Annotated in this window: 20 protein-coding genes; 13 read left to right on the plus strand and 7 right to left on the minus strand. The window is 64.5% G+C overall.

The window, feature by feature from the left end; all coding sequences use genetic code 11:
- Positions 1-34 precede the first annotated feature (34 nt).
- Complete coding sequence (locus CTEST_RS02650) at positions 35-1,078, minus strand: ABC transporter substrate-binding protein (protein ID WP_047252420.1); 1,044 nt, start codon at positions 1,076-1,078, stop codon at positions 35-37.
- 98 nt (positions 1,079-1,176) lie between these two features.
- On the opposite strand from CTEST_RS02650, the gene CTEST_RS02655 reads away from it, so the two are divergent.
- The 6 genes from CTEST_RS02655 (at position 1,177) to CTEST_RS02680 (ending at position 6,570) form a co-directional block, all read left to right on the plus strand.
- Entirely contained in the window at positions 1,177-2,388 is a 1,212-nt protein-coding gene (locus CTEST_RS02655) for an MFS transporter (RefSeq protein WP_047252421.1), read from the plus strand.
- A 5-nt stretch (positions 2,389-2,393) separates the two neighbouring features.
- A complete protein-coding gene (locus CTEST_RS02660; protein WP_047252422.1) occupies positions 2,394-3,293 on the plus strand; it encodes an exodeoxyribonuclease III in 900 nt (299 codons plus the stop codon).
- Positions 3,293-4,096 (plus strand): trimeric intracellular cation channel family protein, encoded by an 804-nt coding sequence (locus tag CTEST_RS02665; protein WP_047252423.1) that lies wholly within the window; start codon positions 3,293-3,295, stop codon positions 4,094-4,096. Before CTEST_RS02660 ends, CTEST_RS02665 begins: the two co-directional genes overlap by 1 nt.
- 53 nt (positions 4,097-4,149) lie before the next feature.
- A complete protein-coding gene (locus tag CTEST_RS02670; RefSeq protein WP_047252424.1) occupies positions 4,150-4,344 on the plus strand; it encodes a hypothetical protein in 195 nt (64 codons plus the stop codon).
- A 36-nt stretch (positions 4,345-4,380) separates the two neighbouring features.
- Complete coding sequence (gene trpS, locus CTEST_RS02675) at positions 4,381-5,409, plus strand: tryptophan--tRNA ligase (RefSeq protein ID WP_047252425.1); 1,029 nt, start codon at positions 4,381-4,383, stop codon at positions 5,407-5,409.
- Between the two features lie 81 nt (positions 5,410-5,490).
- The gene (locus CTEST_RS02680; protein WP_047252426.1) at positions 5,491-6,570 is read left to right on the plus strand and encodes a YhjD/YihY/BrkB family envelope integrity protein; all 1,080 of its coding nucleotides are present in this window, start codon (positions 5,491-5,493) and stop codon (positions 6,568-6,570) included.
- 155 nt (positions 6,571-6,725) lie between these two features.
- On the opposite strand, the gene CTEST_RS02685 is transcribed toward CTEST_RS02680, so the two are convergent.
- Together CTEST_RS02685 and CTEST_RS02690 are read right to left on the minus strand one after the other, a co-directional pair.
- Positions 6,726-7,076 carry a hypothetical protein gene (locus CTEST_RS02685; RefSeq protein WP_144413203.1) on the minus strand — a complete coding sequence of 117 codons (351 nt, stop codon included), beginning with the start codon at positions 7,074-7,076 and terminating at the stop codon, positions 6,726-6,728.
- A gap of 229 nt (positions 7,077-7,305) precedes the next feature.
- Positions 7,306-8,496: a D-alanyl-D-alanine carboxypeptidase family protein gene (locus tag CTEST_RS02690; RefSeq protein ID WP_047252428.1), complete on the minus strand. Its 1,191-nt coding sequence runs from the start codon at positions 8,494-8,496 to the stop codon at positions 7,306-7,308.
- A 164-nt stretch (positions 8,497-8,660) separates the two neighbouring features.
- Between CTEST_RS02690 and CTEST_RS02695 the strand changes: the two genes are divergently transcribed.
- Both CTEST_RS02695 and CTEST_RS02700 read left to right on the plus strand, forming a co-directional pair.
- Entirely contained in the window at positions 8,661-9,494 is an 834-nt protein-coding gene (locus CTEST_RS02695) for an RDD family protein (protein WP_047252429.1), read from the plus strand.
- A 10-nt stretch (positions 9,495-9,504) separates the two neighbouring features.
- The gene (locus tag CTEST_RS02700) at positions 9,505-10,479 is read left to right on the plus strand and encodes an adenosine deaminase family protein (RefSeq protein WP_047252430.1); all 975 of its coding nucleotides are present in this window, start codon (positions 9,505-9,507) and stop codon (positions 10,477-10,479) included.
- A gap of 9 nt (positions 10,480-10,488) precedes the next feature.
- Here the strand turns inward: CTEST_RS02700 and CTEST_RS02705 are convergent, their stop codons facing one another.
- Genes CTEST_RS02705 through CTEST_RS02715 form a run of 3 tightly spaced genes read right to left on the minus strand, consistent with a single transcriptional unit; the run spans position 10,489 to position 12,885 of the window.
- Complete coding sequence (locus CTEST_RS02705; RefSeq protein ID WP_047252431.1) at positions 10,489-11,718, minus strand: hypothetical protein; 1,230 nt, start codon at positions 11,716-11,718, stop codon at positions 10,489-10,491.
- 31 nt (positions 11,719-11,749) lie between these two features.
- The gene (locus CTEST_RS02710; RefSeq protein WP_047252432.1) at positions 11,750-12,610 is read right to left on the minus strand and encodes a C40 family peptidase; all 861 of its coding nucleotides are present in this window, start codon (positions 12,608-12,610) and stop codon (positions 11,750-11,752) included.
- A complete protein-coding gene (locus CTEST_RS02715) occupies positions 12,607-12,885 on the minus strand; it encodes a hypothetical protein (RefSeq protein WP_047252433.1) in 279 nt (92 codons plus the stop codon). The genes CTEST_RS02710 and CTEST_RS02715 overlap by 4 nt, the downstream gene beginning before the upstream one ends.
- 62 nt (positions 12,886-12,947) lie before the next feature.
- Here CTEST_RS02715 and upp point away from each other — a divergent pair, with 62 nt between their 5' ends.
- Genes upp through CTEST_RS02735 form a run of 4 tightly spaced genes read left to right on the plus strand, consistent with a single transcriptional unit; the run spans position 12,948 to position 16,810 of the window.
- A complete protein-coding gene (gene upp / locus CTEST_RS02720; protein ID WP_047254171.1) occupies positions 12,948-13,583 on the plus strand; it encodes a uracil phosphoribosyltransferase in 636 nt (211 codons plus the stop codon).
- Between the two features lie 56 nt (positions 13,584-13,639).
- Positions 13,640-14,101, plus strand: a complete 462-nt coding sequence (locus CTEST_RS02725) for a helix-turn-helix transcriptional regulator (RefSeq protein ID WP_047252434.1) — start codon at positions 13,640-13,642, stop codon at positions 14,099-14,101.
- Positions 14,102-14,143: 42 nt separating this feature from the next.
- Entirely contained in the window at positions 14,144-15,352 is a 1,209-nt protein-coding gene (locus CTEST_RS02730) for a M20 family metallopeptidase (protein ID WP_047252435.1), read from the plus strand.
- A 48-nt stretch (positions 15,353-15,400) separates the two neighbouring features.
- Positions 15,401-16,810 (plus strand): NAD(P)H-quinone dehydrogenase, encoded by a 1,410-nt coding sequence (locus CTEST_RS02735; RefSeq protein ID WP_047252436.1) that lies wholly within the window; start codon positions 15,401-15,403, stop codon positions 16,808-16,810.
- Here the strand turns inward: CTEST_RS02735 and CTEST_RS02740 are convergent, their stop codons facing one another.
- A complete protein-coding gene (locus CTEST_RS02740) occupies positions 16,811-18,133 on the minus strand; it encodes a short-chain fatty acyl-CoA regulator family protein (RefSeq protein ID WP_047252437.1) in 1,323 nt (440 codons plus the stop codon). It abuts the gene before it with no gap.
- A gap of 171 nt (positions 18,134-18,304) precedes the next feature.
- Between CTEST_RS02740 and prpD the strand changes: the two genes are divergently transcribed.
- The gene (prpD, locus tag CTEST_RS02745) at positions 18,305-19,819 is read left to right on the plus strand and encodes a 2-methylcitrate dehydratase PrpD (protein WP_047252438.1); all 1,515 of its coding nucleotides are present in this window, start codon (positions 18,305-18,307) and stop codon (positions 19,817-19,819) included.
- Position 19,820 lies beyond the last annotated feature (1 nt).

The following is a 19,820-nucleotide window of genomic DNA, read 5'->3' on the forward strand; positions in this document are numbered from 1 at the left end:
CAGGAGACGGCGCGGGTGTGAGCGGTCCAAGAGATTAGTTCAGGGCGTCGTTGAGCAGTGAGAAGTAATCCTGGATGCTCCACGGGATGGACAGCGGGGACGGGGTGGCGGCTGCTGCCAGGGGACCGTTGCCCAGGAAGGCAACGTGGCCGTCGCGGATGGCGGGGATGCGTCCCAGCAGGGGGTGGGCCTGGAGCTCGGCCAGGGTCTTGGCGTTCTCCGCCGGATCATCGGAGCCGTAGGAGATCATGAGGGTGACGTCGCTGAAAGCCTCGACATCTTCGGCGGAGCGCTCGATCCAGAAGCTCTCGGCCTGCCCGCTTTCGTCCTGCACGATCTGGGGGACGCCGATTCCGGCGTCGGCGAGGAAGCCCGCGCGCGGGTCCTTGGTGCCGTAGAAACCGATCTTGGAGTTGTCGTTTTGGCCGCCGAAGGCGGTGAACAGGACCTTGGCCTCTTTGAGATTGGGGAACTGGTTGAGGGTGTCAGCGACTTCGGTGTCCAGGGCCGTGTTGAGTTCTGTGCCCTTGTCCTCCATGCCCAGTCCGGTGGCATCGAGAGTGATCATCTCATCCAATGAGGTGCCCCACGGGATTCCCGGGTAGGCGACGACGGGAGCGATCTTGGACAGCTTGTCGTAGTCATCCTGGGTGATGCCGGAGTAGGCAGCGAGGATGACATCGGGCTGGGTGTCAGCGATCTGCTCGAAAGGAATGGAGTCGGTCTCGTCGAAGAGCACCGGGGTCTCGCCGCCCAGTTCCTCGAGCTTCTCCTCGACCCAGGGGAGGATGCCGTCGCCGTCATCGTCGCCGAAGGCAGCCTTGGACATGCCGACGGGAACCACGTCGAGAGCCAGGGGCACCTCGTTGTTGGCCCAGCCAATCGTGGCCACGCGCTCGGGCTGGGACTCGATGGTGGTCGACCCGAACGCGTGGTCCAGGGTCACGGGGAACTCGCCCGAGGTGGCGGTCGTCTTGGCGTCGGCGGACTCCGAGGTAGAGGTGGACTCGGACGCGGAACCGCATGCTGCCAGAGTGAGGGCAGAGGCGACGAGGATAACTGGAATGGCAGCGCGCATGGCGGACCTTTCGCTGGAAGAATGAGATAAGTAGGTAAGGCTAGGCAAAGATAGCACGCCCTTATTCGGTTGCGGAAGAGAGTTTTGCACGAGCCGGAGTGGGTGTATGGTGGCGCCCCGTGCATGTGACCCGCCAACCCGTTCCCCGGCAGACTGAGATATCCGAACCCCGCCGCATCATCGTCATGATCGCCCTGGCACTCGGCGGCTTCGCCATCGGCACGTCCGAATTCGTCTCCATGGGCCTGCTCCCGCTCATCGCCGACGACTTTGGCATCGCCGAAAACCAAGCCGGACACATCATCTCCGCGTACGCCCTCGGCGTGGTCGTCGGAGCCCCGCTCATCACCGCGCTCACGGGATTCGTTCCCCGGCGTCGCCTGCTGCTCATCCTCATGACGGCCTTTACCCTCGGGCACGTCCTCGCCGCAGTGGCCGATAGTTACGCCACCTTGCTGGCCGCCCGGTTCATCGCAGGCCTCCCGCACGGCGCGTACTTCTCCGTCGCGGCCCTCTCGGCGGCGTCGATGGCGCCCGCCGGACAGCGGGGCCGCGCCATCGCCTTCGTCGGCATGGGCCTATCCGTGGCCACTGTCGCTGGTGTTCCGGCCGCGCAGGCACTCGGCCAGGCCTTCGGCTGGGCCACCGCCTATGTCCTCGTGGCTGTGCTGGCGGCGATGACCGTCACCGCCCTGTGGTTCCTCATGCCGCACATGACCCAGATGCCCACCACCTCGGTCCGCACCGAACTGGGCGCGCTCACCCGCAGCCAAGTGTGGCTAACGCTAGCCATGGGCACCGTGGGATTCGGCGGCATGTTCGCCGTCTACACCTACATCTCCTGGACGATGACCGAGCGCGCAGGGATGGACGTGTCCTGGATGTGGCTGGTGCTCATGGCCTACGGCGTGGGCAGCGTCGCCGGCAACTGGTTTGGTGGGCGCCTGGCCGACCGCAACCTCGATCGCGGCATCCTCTTCGCCCTCATCATGATCGGCGTCATCCTCCTCACCTTCTCCTGGGCTTCCGCCTGGGTCGTGCCCGGCACCATCGCCTTCGCCTTCGTCGGCTTCTTTGGCGCCAGTCTCGTCCCGAGCCTGCAACTGCGCCTCATGGATGTCGCCGGGGATGCCCAAACTCTGGCCGCCTCGCTCAACCACTCGGCGCTCAACCTGGCCAACGCATTCGGCGCGGCTTTGGGTGGCGTGGTCATCGCCGCCGGTTGGGGCTACTCCGCGCCCGCCATCGCCGGTGCAGGGCTCGCAGTGCTGGCCATCCTCATCTGGATCCCAGCCACCCGACTAAGGTGATCGGAATGAGTCTGACCATCACCTCCGTCAACGTCAATGGCATCCGCGCCGCCGTCAAACAGCGCAACGAGGACAACCCGGGCATGCATGCCTGGCTTGATCAGACCGCCGCCGAGGTGGTCCTCCTCCAGGAGGTGCGCGCCACCGTGGAGGAGACGGTCGCAGCCCTCCAGCCGGCGCTGGATTCCGGCTGGCACTACGTCGGCGCACCTGCCGCAGCGAAGGGCCGCGCAGGTGTGGGAATCCTCTCTCGCTCCCCGCTTTTCGACGTCCGCGTGGGTTTCGGTTCCTTCCCCGATTCCGGCCGGTGGATCGAAGGCACCTACGAGGGCGTGCGGGTGGCCTCCCTGTACCTGCCGTCCGGCTCCGCCGGTACGGCTAAGCAGGACGAAAAGTACACCTTCCTCGACGAGTTCACCGGGATCCTCGATGCCCGCGCCGAGGAGTTCGGTGACATGGTCATCGGCGGCGATTGGAACATCTGCCACCGCCGCGAAGACCTGAAGAATTGGAAGACCAACCAGAAGAAGTCCGGCTTCCTCCCCGACGAGCGCGCCTTCATGGACTCCGTATTCGGCGCCTTCCCAGAAGAGACCAGCCAAGAAAAGCCCGGCCTGGGAGAGTACTTCGGCGTGGTTGATTACCCCGGCCGCACCGTCCGCACCGCCGCCACGCAGCCGCAATGGTTCGATGTTGCGCGCCGCCTCCAGCCGGAAGGCGAGGGCCCCTACACGTGGTGGACCTTCCGCGGGCAAGCCTTCAACAACGACGCCGGGTGGCGCATCGACTACCAAGCCGCCACCGCGTCCATGCTGGAGCGCGCCGAGCGCTCCTGGGTTGATCGCGCACCATCCGTGGAAACCCGCTGGTCCGACCACTCGCCGCTGAACGTCACCTACCGCTAATGGATGCCCTGGACACCGCGCAGCTGCTGACCACGCTGTTCATCATCGGCATCACCGCCGAAGCGATCACCGCGGCCCTGGCAGCCGGCCGGCAGCGCATGGACCTCTTCGGAGTCATCGCCCTCGCCGGCCTCACGGCCCTCGGCGGCGGCACGATGCGCGATGTCCTCCTTGACCACTACCCCCTGGCGTGGGTCGCGGAGCCGCGCTACCTCATCATCGTGGTCGCCGCCGCCTTAACGACGGTCGCGTTGTCCTTCATCATGCACTACTTCCGCAAGCTGTTCTTGCTTGCCGACGCCGTCGGCCTCGCCGCCTTCTCCGTCATCGGCACCCAGGTCGCCCTGGAGATGGGACACGGGTTCGTCATCGCCTGCGTCGCTGCCGTGGTCAACGGTGTCTCCGGAGGTGTGCTGCGCGATCTCATGTCCGACCGGGTGCCCTTGGTGTTTTCCAAGGAGCTCTACGCGTCGATTTCCATCCTGGCCACGATCACCTACGTCAGCCTGCTGGAACTAGGGCTGGGGGAGAACTGGGTCATCGTCATCACCCTCATCACCGCCTTCGCCGTGCGCGTGCTGGCCATGTACCGCGGCTGGAGCCTGCCCGTCTTCGACTACCAAGGCAAAGACCAGCCCATCGACCCCCGCCTGCGCAGCTCCTACCGCTACATGCGCCGCGGCATCCGCCGCGTCTCCTTCGACATCTCCCGCTACTCCCTCCTCGACCGGAAAAAACGACCAGAGGGGGAGAAGAAGCAGAAGTGGAGGCGGAGAGATGACCCAGATCAGCCAGCCGGTTGATAGAATGACCCCGATATTGCCTTAAATCACAACAACAGAAGTGGAATCCGCTCATGCGCGCACTCATCTCGCTCGTTCTCGGTGCTGTCCTCCTCGTGGGCGGCTATTTCTGGGCCGCCGATCTCGGCCACTCCGTCATGACCATGGTCGCGGCCATCGTCATGGGCATCGGCGGTGCCTTGATCGTCGCCGCTATTGCCATGGGCCTGGACAAGCTCAGCCCCACCTCCCGCAAACTGGGTAAGTAGTACCTCCACATTCGTGGGGGACTAGACTTGTTCCCCATGAGTGAGCAGACGTCGACCGATACTCGCCAGCGCGTCCTTTCCGGGATTCAGCCCACGGCGGATTCTTATCACCTGGGCAACTACCTCGGTGCGCTCAAGCAATGGATCGATCTGCAAGACACGTATGAGGCGTTCTACTTCATCCCCGACCTGCATTCGATCACGGTCCAGCAGGACCCCGCGGAGCTGCGAGCCCGCACCGTCGCCGGAGCCGCCCAGCTGATCGCCCTGGGCATCGACCCGGCGAAGTCATCCCTCTTCGTGCAATCCCACGTGCCGCAGCATGCTGAGCTGAACTGGGTCTTGAGCTGTATCACCGGTTTCGGTGAGGCCGGGCGCATGACCCAGTTCAAGGACAAGTCCGCAAAGCAGGGCCAGGACCGCACCACGGTCGGCCTGTTTACCTACCCCGTCCTCATGGCCGCGGACATCCTCCTCTACCGCCCGGAACTCGTCCCCGTGGGCGAGGACCAGCGCCAGCACCTCGAACTCACCCGCACCCTCGCGGAGCGGTTCAACTCCCGCTACGGGGAGACCTTCGTCGTGCCCGAGGGTTTCATTCCGCAGGGCGCGGCGAAAATTCTTGACCTGCAAAACCCTACCGCCAAGATGTCCAAGTCGGCGGACAACCCCAAGGGGTGCATCAACCTTCTTGATGATCCGAAGGTGTCCATCAAGCGCATCAAATCGGCCGTCACGGACAACGACGGCGTCATCGCCTTTGATAAGGACAACAAGCCCGGCGTGTCCAACCTTCTGGTCATCCAGTCGGCCCTGACTTCTACCCCCGTCGATGCCCTCGTCGCTGGCTACGAGGGCCAGGGATACGGCGCGTTGAAGACCGACACCGCCGAAGCGCTGGAGGCCTTCACCACGCCGCTCAAGGCCCGATACGAGGAGCTCATGGGCGATCCGGGCGAACTCGAGCGCATTCTCGCCGCTGGTGCTGAGCGGGCCCGCGAGGTCTCCGAGCCGCTCCTGGAAGAGGTGTACGCCAAGGTCGGATTCCTCGCCCCGCGCCGCTAAATTGTCCGCTTCATGTGCGGCTGGCCACATCATTACCTAACGTTGATACATCAGTACTGATTTATTCGGGAAGGAACCCTTGTGGCCACGAGCACGCAGCCAGATGATCGTTACACCGACGAATTTGGGATAGAGCGCGCCCACCAGGACGAGCCGGGCGCCGTAGACAAGGTCCGCCGCAAGTCACAGCTGGTCGACCACACCATGCGCATGCAGGAGCGCTACGGAACCATGGGCGGAAACCAATACTCCGCAGGCATTACCTACTTTTCTGTCGTCTCCATCTTCCCCATCCTCATGCTCGTGATGGCTGCCGCCGCCAGCGTCTTGGCCAACAACGATCAATTGCTCGCCGACCTTGAAAACCGCATCACCGAATCAGTCGATGGCGAATTGGGCACTCTCCTCAACGACATCCTTTCCACCGCCATCGACCAGCGTGGCGCTGTCGCGGGCATCGGCGCCCTGACCGCCCTGTGGTCCGGCCTGGGATGGATGAGCAATCTCCGCTACGGCGTGTCCAAGATGTGGAAGCTCGATCCCACCGACACCGGGGGCTTCCTCAAGTCCAAAATCAGTGACCTCCTCGGCCTGGTCGGCCTCATGGTTGCGTTCGCAATCGCCTTCGGTGTCACCGCCGTTGGTAGTTCCGGGCTCACGGAAACCCTGCTGGACCTGGTGGGACTCGGGGACGTTCCCGGTATCCGCTACATCACTCTCACCGTGGCGATCCTCGTCGGAGTCCTAGCGAACTTCCTCGTCATGGCGTGGATGGTCTTCTACCTGCCACGCACGACCGTGCCGCGCCGTTCCGGCCTGCAGGCCGCGTTCATCGGCGCCATCGCCCTGGAAGTGATCAAGCAGCTCGGTTCGCTGTTCGCCTCTAATGCTCTCTCCAACCCGGCTGGCGCGACCTTCGGCCCCATCATCGGCCTCATGGTCATCCTCTATCTGGTGTGGCGCCTGGTCATGTACGTCTCCGCATGGGCCGCTACCTCGGAGGAATCCCTCAAGCTGGCGCAGGTTCCCGTTCCGGAGCCCGCCATCATCCGTGTGCGCCAAGAAATCAACCAGGGACCCGGCACGGGAACGAGCCTCGGCGTGGGCGCTGCCCTCGGAGCCGCAGGCGCCGGCCTCATCGCGTTGCTCACCCGCAAGTAACTCCGGTCGGCTCTCGTCGAGCAGACCACCAGCGGGCGAAATGATGGGCAGGCAGGCTTGCCCATGCGCATTCGGTGTGTTGATGGCGGGAAGCTAGTTTCGGACAAGTGGCATCCGAGCGGGCGCTAGAACGCACAGGGGAGGGGAATGCCTAGCTAGGTGATCGCCTTGTCCGCGGCCCGTGGTCGTCCGTCGTTCCCTTTACTGAAAGTTCGACTCGCCATGGTGGACAGCCCCGAGATAGCTGGTCCCAAGCTGAGCCAGGCTAGCAGGATTGGGCTCAACATCGCTGTCGGTCCCGTTGCCGCAGCCGCAACGAATGATCCGATCGCAACCAACGTGCTCACCATTGTCATCCCGATGTGGAATGCCAGTGATTTATGTGACCAGGCCAGCGACCAGAATATTGCCTGAAAGGAACCTCCCCAGGTACCAAACAGGATTAATTCTGCCAAGTCGGGCCTGAAACTTAAATCGATGACTTTGCCCGAGATGATCAGCGACATGCTGGCAACTAAAAGTACGCACTCAATAAGCGGTAGCCTGCGGTAATAGTCCTGATGGTACATCTCGTTTGCTCGATTCTTTGGAATCACGTCACAATCTGATGAAGAGGACAAGCGAATGCCGGATGACGAAGTGGCGGAGCCTTGGTGGTAGCAGTTGTTTTGCCCGAAAATTAGATGGTAATGAATGATGTTCCAGATTTAACGCCGCCAATCGCGGGGGAAAACCTCAGCGGCTGCGCCGGTTGACGGTAATTCCGAGGATTACGAGAACACCCACTGCGAGTACGGCGATGATTCCCGGAATCGCCCCCTGGGGCCAGGTTGATTCCTGCGGGTGGACGCCGGGTTCCTCAACCGCCTCCCCCGGCAGTTCCGCCGCGGGGGTGGGAGTGGCGGACGAACCCTCGGTTGCTACTGGTTCCAGCAGTCCGACGCCTTCGCCTTCCGGGATGCCGTAGGCAGTGTTGAGGAGCAGTCGGGCCTGCTCCCACGGCCGGGCGCGGTCGGTCGTGGTGTCGAGGATGACGGCGAATAGCCGACGATTATCACGGTCCATCGCGCCGACGAAGGTGTGGTTAGCGTCGTCTGTAAATCCCGTCTTGCCGCCGATGCCGTCCGGGTCATTGAGGAATAGGCCGTTGTCGTTCCACACCTCGTAGCCGGGGCGATCGTCATAACCGGGGAAAGGCACGTGGTCCGTATCGATGATTTTTCTAAACTCCGGCCGCGAGTAAGCCTCCCGGTAGATCAGCCCCATGTCGAAGGCGGAGGTGGACAGGCCGGGGGCGTCGAGGCCGGAGTAGCTGGCGGCCACCGTGTCGGTGGTACCCAGCTCGCGGGCGAGCTCGTTGATGTCGGCGAGGACCTGGTCGTCCCCGCCTAGTTCCTGGGCGAGTGCATGCGCGGCGTCGTTGCCAGAGACCAACAACAGGCCGTGAAGCAATTGGTCGACGGTGTAGTGCCCGCCGGCGCCGATACCGACGGCGGAGCCAATCTGCCCGGCGGATTCCTCACTGACGGTGACTTCTTGGTTCGGGTCGAGGCGGTCGATGACAAGCAAAGCCAGCAACACCTTGATAATGCTGGCCGGACGGTAGCGCCCGTGAGGGTCTTTTGCCGCGATGATCTCACCGGTGTCCATGTCAGCGATGAGCCAGGCGCTCGCCAGCACCTCCTCGGGTACGTCGAATCCGGCCGGGGCCGTGACACCGCAGTTCCCCGCCACGGCTACCGGCAGCGGAGTGGGGGTCTCGGAGGTCGATCGGCCCGACGGAGGGAAAAGCTGATTCGGGCAGTTATCAGTGTCGGGGGCGTGTTCCCGAGTGGTCGAGGGCACGGGTTGATCGGATTCCGCACTGGCGGGGACACCGACCGCGAGGACAGCGACAGCGGCAAGGCTAATGAGGAAGGGTTTCATGGCCAGCTCATTCTAAGCCCGGAATCTCGCCCGACCCTGCGTGCGACTCTCTTACACCGCACCGGGAAATAGGGGACCGATCAGGGCATTCCCGGATGCCCCGAGGGCCCAGTGGTGGCTTAATGTGGAGCTACACGTCAGATTCCTGCGAAAGGTTGCCCGCGATGCCCGCTCAGCAGATCAACATCTACGACCTATTCTCCCTCAATCGATCACTTCCCGGTGAAGCAATCTCCGTGGAGATTGCCGCCCAGGACCACCAGCTCGAAAGCGAGGGAGTCGCCGAAACCGATGAACGCCGTCGGCACCTCGTCATCGCGTTCGGTATCCTCAGCGACGATAGCCGCCGAAGGATCTACGACCAGGCCCTCATCATCGGGCGCGAATTGTCCTGGGATGATCTGGAATGGCTCGCAGAAGTCGGTGAGCTGCCCGAAAACCCGATGCCAGCCGCGTCGACCCCGGACTATGGGTACCCCTTCGGCTATCCCACGGCTGAACCCCAGACCACTGCGCCGTATGTTGCCCCCTTTGCGGCCGCCCCGAATATGGGAGTTATTGAGGGTGTGGCCGTTGATCGCCCCACTGCCAGCAAGCGCCTACTGCTGTTCATCGGTGACCTCTTTATCGTGGGCATTGCCTCGAGTGTCGTTTTTGGGGCCTTCAACATCGATGAGTACTCGATCTTCGGATATCTCTTCGGCGGCATCGTTACTGTTCTTTACTTCATCGGATTCGAAATAGGGATGGGAGGAACTCCCGCGAAGCAATTGGCGGGTTATCAGATTCGTGATATCGCCACGGGTCAGAAGCCGACCATCGAGCAAGCTGCCAAGCGCAACTGGTGGCGCCTGGTGAGTCTGCTGCCCGTCTTCGGCAACGTGATTTCCTTTGTGGCTCTCATCATTCTTGGTAGCTCCATCAATCCCGGAAGTGGATACCTCGGCGCCCATGATCGTTGGGCAGGGTTGGAAGTGGTGAAGAAGAACGGCCGGTAGCCTGGTGGGCATGCACGAGGAACCCACCAGCCAAGAACCCACCATCCACGACATTGTCACCTCTTTGCCCAAGGTGGTCATCCATGACCACCTGGAGGGCGGCCCCGGCATCGATATCGCCGCCCTGCAGACCCCGACCGCGCTGCGTGACGCGGTCGCGCAGGCCGTTCGTGACCTGGCGGCCGATAACGTCGTTTACGCCGAATTGCGTATGTCCCCGGAGCTCTACACGGCGGGCGGTCTCACCCTCAGCGAGGCGGTGGACAGCGCCATTGGCGGACTCGACGCCGCCGACGGCATCGACGTCCGTCTGGTGCTTACTGCTCAGCGCTCTGGCACGTCGCTTGCCGACGTCGCTGCTCTCACCGTCGCCCGGCACGGTGGCGTCGTCGTCGGAATGGATGTCGCCGGGCCCGAGGATGGCTACCCGTTGGCGGGGGATTCCGAGTCGTTCGCGTTGTTGCGGGCGAACTACGTCCCGTTCTCTGTCCATGTCGGTCTCGACGCGGGCATCGAGTCCATCGCGGAGGCCATCCAATTGGGGGCGACGCGCCTGGGGCACGCGACTCGCATTGTTGATGACTTCGGGGTCGATATTGAGGGCATCGTCCCCGGCAAGGTCTCCTCGTGGGTGCGGGATCGCCACATCCCGCTAGAGATCGCCCCCACCCTGGAGGTCCAACTGGGCGCAGCAGATTCCCTTGGGGATCATCCGCTCACCCTGCTCCAACAGTTGGGCTTTACCTGCACCGTTAATCCTGGCATTCGTTCGGCCACGGGTATGAGTGATCAGTTCCTTGCCCTGGCCGATACCTTCGGATACGGGGTGGAAGAGTTCTTCGACCTCACTGTCAACGCGGTCCAGGCGTCCTACCTCACCGAGGTCGAGCGTCAAGAGCTGCTCGAGCGGATCATCCTCCCGGCGTATGAGGCCCTGGACATGCAAGCAGGCCTCGATGAGTTCGACGCGACGGACTTCGCCTAGGTTCTTCGCCTAGAACTTGGAGAAGCGCTTGAGCAGCATCTCCTCCAGCTCCTTCCATCCGGCGGCGTGGTCGGAGTAGGGCTTGGAGGGGACGTAGCCGGAGGCTTCGGTCGAGCCGAGCATGTAAGAGATGTAGTCCTGCATGCGCGGGTTGGCCAGGAAGAAGGAGTTGAGGGAGTCGTCGGCTGCCCAGTCGGCTGCATCAGCGAAGAGTTCGTAGCCGCGGGCCATCTGATCGGTGTCGACGGCCTCCGGGCCCTTCTCAATGTCGGCGACAAGCCCGGAGTAAGAGTACGAGTTGTCCTTGTGCACCATGACCTCAAGCTCGCCGGCGTTGGCAGTGACCATGAGGTCTTCCCAGGTGGCGGTGCGGGCGAGGTCATGATCGTCATTTTCCACCATCCAGCGCACGAGGTGCTTGCTGCTGGGGAAGGTGAAGATCTCGCCGTACTTGCCCAGGAATAGCGGGGCGCCGTCGACGTAGGTGCGCAGGGTGTAGACGGACTTGCCCTGCATTGTGATCTTGATTGGATCGATGCCGGCGGCGGCCCACGGGGTCGAATCATAGGGATCGGCCTGGGTGGCGGCTTCTTTTTCGGCGAGTTCCTGGCGCTCGCGGGCTTCGGTGGCGGCGGCCACCGCGGCGTCGATACGCAGGGAGGCATCCTCGGATGCCTTCGCGTCGACCTCAACGAGGCGGACCTGCGGGTCAAGGGAGTGAACGACCTTGTCCCAGTTGCTCAGGACGGCGCGGCCGACGGCCGTCCACTCGCCGAGGCCGTGCTCACCGGCGTAGTGCTCGGAACCGCGGGCGACATTGCCCAGGATGGAGTGGGACGCGAAGAACAACACCGCATCGCTCGCGGCAGTGACCTCGGCCAGACTGCGGGTGACGGCGAAAACGCGGGCCAGGGAGGCAACGTTTTCATGGGAGGGGCGGCCAGCCAGGTACTCCGGGGCGCCGATAATGTCGATATCGTCGCGCTTGCCCGGGACGACCCGGTCGGCGTTGCTGGCCTCAAAGGCGCCCCACTTGGGGTGGGAGGAGAGGTCGTGCTTGGTGCCCGTCTCTAAAAACACCAGCAGGTCGGCGGGGGAAGCGAAGCCGAGGACGTGCTCGTCGTCGCCGAGGAACGCCTGCCATTCCGCACCATGCTCTTTCCACGTGGGGGCCCACAGCGTGTAGAAGTCCCCTTCGGTGAGGGAGAGTTTGACGGGAACAATTGCGCGGTTGCTCATGGGGCAAAATCCTACCCAATGGGGCCTGCGGTTATCCGGTGGGCCGCCAGAATCCCTTGAACGGCATCCCAATGTTGGTGGTGCGGACTGGGTTGGTTTGCACGGGATCCCCGGCTTCGACCATCTGCCCGTTTCCGGCGTACATGGCCACGTGCCCGTCCCACACGGCTAGATCCCCCGGCTGGAGCTGGTCGGCGGAGACCTGCCGCCCGACGGTCTGGTGCTCCGCCAACCGGGGGAGTTCAACCCCGGCCTGGCGCCACGCCCATTGGGTAAGGCCACTGCAATCAAAGCCTGCGGTGCTCGTGCCACCCCACACATAGGGGGTGCCCAGCGCGGACATGGCGGCGGCGACGGCTGCTTCGCCGCTGCCGCCGCTGACGTCGTTGGGGACCTCGGTGGTCTCCTCGAAGGAGGCGGCAGTGAAGTCGCCCGCGTGGGAGGTGGTGGCGATCCGATCCAAGTCATCGGCCAGCGGATCGAGGGAGGTCATCAGCCCATCGGAGCGGGCGAGGGCGGCACCGAGGAAACTCTGAGCCAACTGCTCCAACTGGGTGAGGGTGGCTGCTCGGACGCCGGGGACAGGGGATAGCAGGCCGGGCAGGAGGGGGAGGGCCTGCTGGCCCAAATCCAGGGCAAGGGACACAAGGTCCCCGCGGGTGCCTTCGATGAGGCCACCGGCGGTAGCCGCGATCGTGTCAATCAATTCGCGATCAGCGCTGACCCCGGCGGCGGCCTCGATGAGGCGGAGCCCGCCAGGAGCTTCATTGGCCAGCACGTGAGCCAGCGGAGCGGCTGTGGCGAAATCGGGCAGCCTGTCCAACGCCAGGGGCGACAGCGACGCCGGTTCCAGCTCAGCGATGCGGCTTAACGCCGTGATGATCTCCCTCACGATGACAACCTCCGGGCGAGGTCCGCGTCCGTGTCCACCGCAGCATCAATGACCACGGAGGCGACATCCGCCAATCGGAGCGCCTCCTCATGCACCAGGTGAGTTTGCTTTTCCACGCCCCCGAGGGCGCGCGATAGCGCATCCGTGAACCGGTCCAGCGCGGGGGAGGGGGCCTCCACCGGCAGGGTGGGGGTGTGGGGGCGGGCAACAGCGGCATCAAAAAGCTCGGTGGTGAGCAGGCGGGCGTGGTCGGGATCAAAGTCGAAAGCTCTCATGCACCATTGGACCGGAAAAACCGCTTCGCGGTTCCCTACCGAAGGGGTTTAGCATGGTGGTCATGGACATCACCGTGGTTGATCACCCGCTTGCCGCCTCCCGTCTGACCATCATGCGCGACGAGCGCAGTGACAACGCCGCCTTCCGCGCCGCCCTCGCTGACCTGGGCACCATGCTCGTGTACGAAGCCTCCCGCGACCTGCCCGTGGAGCGCTTTGAGTGCAAAACCCCCGTGGCCATGGCCGAGGGCATTCGCCTGGAAGATCCGCCGATCATCGTTCCGGTGATCCGCGCCGGGTTGGGCATGGTGGATCCGGCCCTGTCCATGATCCCGGATGCGCAGGTCGGTTTCATCGGCTTGGCCCGCGATGAAAAGACCCACGAGCCGGTGCCGTACCTGGAGGCGCTGCCCCACGACCTGAGTGGTCGCACGGTCTTCGTCGTGGACCCGATGCTGGCCACCGGTGGATCGCTGCTGCATGCCATTCGCCTGCTCGCGGCCCGCGGCGCGACCGATATCACCGCGATCTGCATGGTCTCCGCGCAGCCGGGCGTGGATGCGCTGGCTCAATCTGGCCTGCCGGTTCGCCTGGTCACCGCGTGTATTGATCCAGAGCTCAATGAGGATGCCTACATTGTGCCGGGACTGGGCGATGCCGGTGATCGCTTGTATGGGCCGCGCAACATCGACATCTGAGCCCGCGCCCACTGTAGTGGGCGGTGAGTTCCCACTCCGGTGGGCACCGTGGAGGCATGAGCCAGGAGCCGACATGGAAGCCGTGGCCGAGCTACGGTCACCGGCTCGGCCAGAATCTGCGTGACCTTCGGCGCCTGCGCGGACTCACGCAGGAACGCCTGGGTGATCTCGCGGGCCTGGCCCGCAATACCATTTCCAACATTGAGCGCAATGAGAACAACAACGGCCAGGCCACTGACCCGCAGTTGTCCACGCTCTACCGGTTGGCCAAGGTCCTCGATGTGCCACCATCGGTCCTCATTCCTGCCGGTGACCAGCGCGTCGACGCGATCTGCCCGGATTCTTCGCTCAACATCTCCATCACCTGGCCGCGGGCGGAGCGTGACACGCTGCCATTTAGCGCGGCGTATCTCCAGCTGGCCAAGCCGGGAGACCCGCCGGAGTATGCGGTGGCCGCGCCCCGCGAGGACCTGGATATCGATGAGGTAGATGGTGAGCAGCTACCGCCCGGCGAGTAGACTCAGCGGCGATGTGTTCGGGTTGGTGAAAGGACCGCTGCCGTGGAGGGAATTGCCGCACGTGTCGATGAGTGGTTGCGCACCAACTACGACGAAGTGATCGGTTGGCGCCGTCACATCCACACCCATCCCGAGTTGTCGCACATGGAATACGCGACGACCGATTTCATCGAGGCGCGGCTGCGGGAGCGCGGCCTGAGCCCCGTGCGTTTCCCCGGCACCGGCCTCATGGTGGATCTGGGCCCGGACACCCCGAACCGCCTGGCGTTTCGGGCGGACATTGATGCCCTCCCCGTCACCGAAGTTACTGGCCTCCCGTTCAGCTCCGATGTCCCCGGTGTCGCTCACGCCTGCGGCCACGACATCCACACCACCATTTCCCTGGGCGTGGCCTGTGCCTTGGCAGACAATCAGGATCTGCTGACCCACGGCATCCGCATCATCTTCCAGCCCTGTGAAGAGGTCATGGATGGTGGCGCCCCGGAGGTCATCGCGTGGGGTGGTCTCGACGGCGTGGGGTCGATCTATGCGCTGCATGTGGAACCGAAACTGAGCGTCGGCAAGATTGGGGTGCGCACCGGCGCGATCACCTCCGCCGCGGACGTGATCAAGATCAACGTCTCCGGCCCCGGCGGACATACTTCCCGACCGCACTTGACCGCCGATGTGGTCTATGCGCTGGGAAAACTGGTCACTGATCTCCCCGGATTGCTGTCTCGTCGCATCGACCCGCGCACGGGCACCGTCTTGGTCTTCGGCAGCATCAACGCCGGCTATGCCGCCAACGCGATTCCGGAAAACGGCAGCATCACCGGCACGGTTCGCACGGCCAGCATTTCCACGTGGCGGAGCATCGATGTGCTGCTTGAAGAGCTCATCGCGCAGGTGCTCGCGCCTACCGGCTGCTCGCACGAACTCACCTACCAGCGCGGGGTACCGCCCGTGCTCAACGACGACGTGGCTACCGCCTTGCTTGCCGACGCCGCCCGCACCGTCGACCCGCAGTCCGTCGTCCAGGCTCCGCAGTCCTCCGGGGGTGAGGATTTCTCCTGGTACCTCGAGCACGTTCCCGGCTCCATGGCTCGCCTTGGCTGCGGATCAGGCTCCGGCCGGGTGTATGACTTGCACCAAGGTGACATCATTTTCGACGAACGCTCGATTGAGGTCGGCATTCGTCTGTTCGCCTCCATCGCGGAACAGTTCGGGAGCAGCCCCGCCCGCATAGGCCAAGCTGACGGTTTCCTGTCCTAGCGACTAGACTCGGTGGCCGAAGAACCAGCAATCGAGTAGGAGACCTCTTTGAACAAGCGGATCGTCATCATTGGCGGCGGGCCGGCCGGCTACGAAGCAGCACTAGCCGGAGCCAAATACGGGGCGGAGGTCACCCTCGTTGAGGATCAAGGAATGGGTGGCTCCTCAGTCCTGCTCGATTGCGTTCCCTCCAAGTCCTTCATCGCTGGTACCGGCATTAAAACTGACCTTCGCCGGGCCGATGACATGGGCCTCAACAGCCTCCTCGGACGAGCCCGCATCCACCTGGGGGCGCTGAACAAGCGCGTGCAGGTGCTCGCGCAGGAGCAGTCCGATGACGTGCAGGTGCAGCTCGATCGCGCTGGCGTGCGCATCATCAACGGCCGCGCCCGATTCGCGCAGGCTCAGGATGAGCACCTCTTCCACTCCGTGGTGGCCACCCACGCTGACGGCACCGAGGAATTGCTGGAGTCGGAGCTCGTCCTCTTGGCCACCGGCGCTACCCCCCGCATCCTGCCGGGCGCGGAGCCCGATGGAGAGCGCATCCTCACGTGGCAGCAGGTCTATGACCTCACCGAAACCCCCGAGCACCTTATCGTCGTGGGCTCGGGTGTGACCGGCGCCGAGTTCGTGTCCGCTTTCGCCGAGTTGGGTGTCAAGGTCACCATGGTGGCCTCCCGCGACCGAATCTTGCCTCACGATGATGCTGATGCCGCGGACGTGTTGGAGCACGTCCTGTCCCAGCGCGGAGTTTCTTTGGAAAAGCACGCCCGTGTGGAGTCAGTCACTCGCACCAAGGACGGCGGCGTGTGTGTGCGGACCACCGATGGCCGTGAGATCCTCGGCTCCCACGCGCTCATGTCCATCGGTTCCGTCCCGGCGACCAAGGATCTGGGGCTGGATGCCGTCGGAGTGGAGCTCACCCCGTCGGGCCACATCCACGTGGATAGGGTCTCGCGCACCAACGTCACCGGCGTCTACGCGGCCGGCGACTGCACTGACCTGTTCCCGCTGGCCTCAGTCGCCGCGATGCAGGGCCGCATGGCCGTCTATCACGCTCTCGGCGAGGGAGTGACGCCCATCCGGTTGAAGACGGTGGCTACTGCCGTGTTCACCCGGCCGGAGATCGCCGCCGTGGGTATCACCCATGCGCAGATCGAGGCGGGTGAGGTGTCCGCGCGCGCCGTCGTGCTGCCGCTGCAGTCCAACCCGCGCGCCAAGATGCGTTCGCTCAAGCACGGCTTTGTCAAGCTTTTCTGCCGCCGGAACTCCGGCCTCGTCATCGGTGGCGTCATCGTCGCCCCCACGGCGTCGGAGCTCATCCTGCCGATCGCGGTGGCGGTGTCGAACAACCTCACCGTCAAGCAGCTGGCGGAGTCCTTTGCGGTCTACCCCTCGCTGTCTGGCTCCATCACGGAAGCCGCGCGCCGCCTCGTGGCGCACGACGATCTGGAGTAGTTAAAGCGTAACGTAGGACTCATCGAGGGTGGCGTCGAGGTCGACGGCCACCCTTCGGCCTGCCTGAGGGAAGGCGCGCTGGGGGCAGCGCTCGCGAGGGCACGCCCGACAGCCCGGCCCGATGGGGATAGCGGACGCCGGATTGAGGTCGAGGCCATTGGCGTAGACCAGCCGCTGGGCCTGTTCCAGGTCGCAGCCCAGGCCCACGGTGAACTCTTTGCGGGGCTGGCCAAATCCGCGCAGCTGCCCGGCGACGGTGCGGGCGATCCACAGGTAGCTGCGCCCATCGGGCATGCCGGCGACCTGGCGGGTCACCCGGCCGGGGGTTTCAAACGCGCGGTGAATGACCCACAGGGGGCAGGAGCCGCCGGTGCGGGAGAAGTGGAAGCCCGTCGCGGACTGGCGCTTGGAAATGTTGCCCGCGCGGTCGGTGCGGACGAAGAAGAAGGGGACGCCGCGGGCACCGGGGCGCTGCAGGGTGGAGAGGCGGTGGCAGGTGGTTTCGAAGCCGGTACCAAAGTGATCGGCGAGGCGGTCGATGTCGTAGCGAGTGGCCTCGGCCTGCTCCAACATGGCCCCGTAGGGCATGACGACGGACGCGGCGAAGTACTGGCCAAGTGCCAGGACCGCGATGGAGCGGGACTCCTCGGTGGGGAGGGGGGACGCGAGGTCGTCGAGAAGCGAGACGTGGGCGAGCAGACCGTATTGGAGCGCCAACTCGAAAGTGAGCTGGGCCTCGGAGAGGCCGGTGCGCAAGTGGAGCTCGCGGGTGTCGGGGTGGAAGATCCGGCGGGGGCCGGAGGTGATCTTGCGGAAGCGGACGGTCACCCCGAGGTCGCGGTCGAGGGCCGTGGCTAGGCGGGTGACGCGCAGCTGCGGTTCGCCGAGGCGGCTGGCCAGTTCCTCGCCGAGCCGGTCGAGGCTGTCGATGTAGTTGCGCGCCTCATAGAAGAAGTCGCGGACCAGGCCGTAGGGGCCCTTTTCCACCTCGGGGGGCTCACGATCGGCGATTTCTAAGATCTCCGCCACGAGGTCGGGGTAGCGGGCGGCGAGGTCCGCGAGCTGGTCGTCGGGGGTGGTGGGGAATGCGTCGCGCAGCTCGGAGACCGTGCGGGCCTCGTGGTCGGGGGAGAAGAAGGCGGGGTCAACATCGAAGTGCTGAGACAGCGCCATGAGCACGGTGACGGTGAGGGGACGTTGGTCGTTTTCCAGCTGGTTGAGGTAGCTGGTGGAGAGGTTGAGGCGCTTCGCCATTTCTTGCTGAGTAAGTTTGCGCCCCCTCCGGAGGTTGCGGATACGTGCCCCCGCAAAGTGCTTCGCCATTGGTGTACTTCCTGCCCGGAATCTGCTGTGGCCTGCTGTTTCCACAAGTTTCGCAAAAATGACCACAATGTGCCACTCCTTTACGCATCCTTCGCTGTGACTGTTAACACAAGATTCGCCGTACTGTGAGGGCTAACTCAACAAGACTTCGTGAAGGAGTAGATCAACCACATGATCAACCACACCGTTCGCACCTACCGCTCCGCTGAGGACTTCCCCCACGAGGAGCACCTGGCCTACAAGATCGCCCGCGTCGCCGCCGACCCCGTTGAGGTCCCCGCGGACACCAAAGAGATGATCATCAACCGGATCATCGACAACGCCTCCGTCCAGGCAGCCTCCGTCATCCGCCGCCCCGTCACCGACGGCCGCGCCATGGCCGCCGCCCGCCCCGTCACCGACGGCCGCGGCGCCTCCGTCTTCGGCCTCCCGGGCAAGTACGCCGCCGAGTGGGCCGCACTGGCCAACGGCACCGCCGTCCGCGAGCTCGACTTCCACGACACCTTCCTCGCCGCCGAGTACTCCCACCCCGGCGACAACATCCCGCCGATCCTCGCCGCTGCCCAGCAGGCCGGCAAGGGCGGCCGCGAGCTCATCCGCGGCCTCGCCACCGGCTACGAAATCCAGGTCGACCTCGTTCGAGGCATCTGCCTCCACGAGCACAGGATCGACCACGTTGCCCACCTCGGCCCCTCGGCCGCCGCCGGTATTGGCACCCTGCTCGACCTCGACGTCGAGACGATCTACCAGGCCATCGGCCAAGCCCTGCACACCACCACCGCCACCCGCCAGTCCCGCAAGGGCGAGATCTCCTCGTGGAAGGCATTCGCACCGGCCTTCGCCGGCAAGATGGCCATCGAGGCCATCGACCGCGCGATGCGCGGCGAGGGCGCTCCCTCCCCGATCTGGGAAGGCGAAGACGGCGTTATTGCTTGGCTGCTGTCCGGCCCGGGCCACGAGTACATCGTTCCGCTGCCGGGCGAGGGGGAAGCCAAGCGCGGCATCCTGGACACCTACACCAAGGAGCACTCCGCGGAGTACCAGTCCCAGGCCCCGATCGACCTGGCCCGCCGCATGGGCGAGAAGCTGCTCGCCGAGGGCAAGGACCTGCGCGACGTCGAGTCCATCGTCCTGCACACCTCGCACCACACCCACTACGTCATCGGCACCGGCTCCAACGACCCGCAGAAGTTCGATCCGCAGGCCTCCCGCGAGACCCTCGACCACTCCATCATGTACATCTTCGCCGTGGCACTCGAGGACCGCGCGTGGCACCACGAGCGTTCCTACGCCCCGGAGCGCGCCAACCGCCCGGAGACCATCGAGCTGTGGAAGAAGGTCTCCACCGTCGAGGACCCGGAGTGGACCCGCCGCTACCACTCCACCGACCCGAACGAGAAGGCCTTCGGCGCCCGCGCTGTCATCACCTTCACCGACGGCACCGTCGTGGAGGATGAGCTGGCCGTGGCCGATGCGCACCCGCTCGGCGCCCGCCCGTTCGCCCGCGAGCAGTACATCGAGAAGTTCCGCATCCTCGCCGACGGCGTCGTCGCCCCGGCCGAGCAGGACCGCTTCCTCGCCGCCGCCGAGAACACCGAAAACCTCACCGACCTGGCTGAACTCAACATCGAACTCGATGCTGACGTGCTGGCTAAGGCCCCGACTCTGGGCAAGGGACTGTTCTGAT

It is taken from the genome of Corynebacterium testudinoris, assembly GCF_001021045.1.
GTDB lineage: Bacteria > Actinomycetota > Actinomycetes > Mycobacteriales > Mycobacteriaceae > Corynebacterium > Corynebacterium testudinoris.